2 protein-coding genes are annotated in these 2,009 nt (G+C 58.8%); both read right to left on the reverse strand.

What is annotated here, in order from left to right; genetic code table 11:
• Window positions 1-156 precede the first annotated feature (156 nt).
• A complete protein-coding gene (locus GFD25_RS11890; RefSeq protein ID WP_163233101.1) occupies window positions 157-1,437 on the reverse strand; it encodes a HipA domain-containing protein in 1,281 nt (426 codons plus the stop codon).
• Window positions 1,434-1,757, reverse strand: a complete 324-nt coding sequence (locus tag GFD25_RS11895) for a hypothetical protein (protein WP_163233103.1) — start codon at window positions 1,755-1,757, stop codon at window positions 1,434-1,436. Before GFD25_RS11895 ends, GFD25_RS11890 begins: the two co-directional genes overlap by 4 nt.
• Window positions 1,758-2,009 lie beyond the last annotated feature (252 nt).

Here is a 2,009-nt window from a genome sequence, read left to right on the forward strand (position 1 = left end):
GAGACCTACCTCTCCGATGTTCACCTCGCGCTCATCGCCATCCACCTCAAACGACCCTTAGAGTAAACACACCCTAGGTGGTTCGGGATCGGATTATTCGGATACGTCTAACATGTTAGATAGATTTCTAGAAATCTATCTAACATGTTCTTCGTGTTACAGCGCCCGTCCCGGAACTTCAGGATGGAAGGTGACCGGTGACTCCATCATCGACATTGGACTGCTGTCCGGCGGCAGTGGGTCCGCGGATTCCGTCGTCTTCATCCAGCACGCGGTCAGCCGGGCCCGGATTCCTTCGTCCATGCCGTCACACGCCTGAGCCATATTGTCGATGATCAGGCCCGCCATGCGTCGGGCCATGTCGGCGACTGCTTCGCCGTCCAGCCCATGCCTGGATGCGAGATCCTCCCAGTCCTGCGGGATGGTGTGCTCCGCGAACTCGTGGTCCTCGTTGATGGGCATGGCCAGCTCCCAATTGAAACGCGGCCAATACCGGGTCGTGACCGCATCGTACTGAGGCGCCACACGTATCCCCAGTGACTGATCGAGAAGGACCGAGTAGTTCTTGGCATGCGCGTCGCTGTTTCCCGACCAGGTGTTGAACGCAAGACGTTCGAGCCACTGATAGGACAGCGTCCCCGTCGGATCCACACGCTGCAGCAGATCCAGACACGCGTCGGCTCCCGGTTCGTACTTGTCACGGGTCGGGAGCCCCATCGCCTGAAGGAGATCCTCTTGACGGAGTCGGATGATGCGCCCGCGTTCGATCCTCCGGTCGAAACGTTCCACTATGTAGGCGCTGCTATTGCCGGCATGGATCTCTCCGCTCTGAGGCGTCTCCACTCCGCAGAGCGCGGAAAGACGCATGGTCGCCAACTCGACATCCACAGCCTCGGGAAGGTCTCTAGGGCGAGGCTTGACGATATGGGTGGACGGCAACGCCAGTTCCGGCCAGAACCAGTGTCCGTCGACTCGTGACATGGTGAACTTGCCCTGAGCACCGCCCAGTGAGAACCGGCAATGCCCCTCGTCATCCCACCAGTAGTTCCTCGTGCGTTCGATCCGGTCGATCTCGTTCGCGATCTGATCCTCGCTGATCGCACGGAGCACTGGATTCTCGGAGGGCGGCTCGGGCGACACGGAGAATACCAGCCCTCCGGTGGCGTCGACCCCATCGAGCAGGTCGAACATGGAATCCGACTCGGCATGCAGGCTCGCACGCATCGCCTGACGGACGTTCGGATTGTCCGGCAGCAGGTTGTCCAGGAAATTGCGAGGAGCGTCAGGGGTCCATTGTCCGCTTCTGGGCATGCTCAGACCGATGGGCGGATCAGGCGACGAGGAATCGTCATAGGAGAACGAGATTCGGTCTTCGTTTTCAAAGAAGACTCCGACATGACGGCCTGATGCCCACACATGAAGTTCTCTGCTGCTCATGACGCCGTGATCCTTCCCGCGTATGCGGCCGGAAGCGTGCTGGTCCTGATGCCGAGCCTGTCGAACACGCGGAACGCCGATCCGATCGAAGTCAAACCGGTCCGGGCCAGCTCGTCGACGTCCTCGACGGGCACTCCGGTCTCGTCGGCGAGACGTTCGACCGTCATTCCCGTTTGCTGCATTCGTTCGTTCACGCAACGGCTGACCGACTCGACATCGGAGAAGAAGCGGACGGGATTCCCGTCCGTGATGGTGGGAAGACCGCGGTATGCGGTCACTGCGTCGAACTCACTGAGATCGATCGTGGTCGTCACGCTCATTGCAAACCCGATTCCTTCCTTGATGATGGTTCAATGATACGGGTTCCGGTTCCGAAGATCAGACCATCCAACTCTTCTTTCTAGAAATCTTTCTAGAAAGAAAGAAAGAAAGAAGGAAGTTGGATTGCTCCGATGCTGGATCGGCGTTATAGCCAGTCGAGGGAGTTGCGGCTCCCGAGGTGCCTCATTTGAAAATGAGCGCGTAATCCGGAGTGGTGCCTCACCTGTGGTGAGCGTGAAATCCTAGTCCGC

The organism is Bifidobacterium aerophilum, from assembly GCF_010667685.1.
In the GTDB taxonomy this organism is placed as follows: Bacteria; Actinomycetota; Actinomycetes; order Actinomycetales; family Bifidobacteriaceae; genus Bifidobacterium; species Bifidobacterium aerophilum.

Coding starts and splice junctions, on each gene's coding strand:
- GFD25_RS11890 (WP_163233101.1), bottom strand. CDS start 1,437: ATGAGCAGCAGAGAACTTCATGTGTGGGCATCAGGCCGTCATGTCGGA.
- GFD25_RS11895 (WP_163233103.1), bottom strand. CDS start 1,757: ATGAGCGTGACGACCACGATCGATCTCAGTGAGTTCGACGCAGTGACC.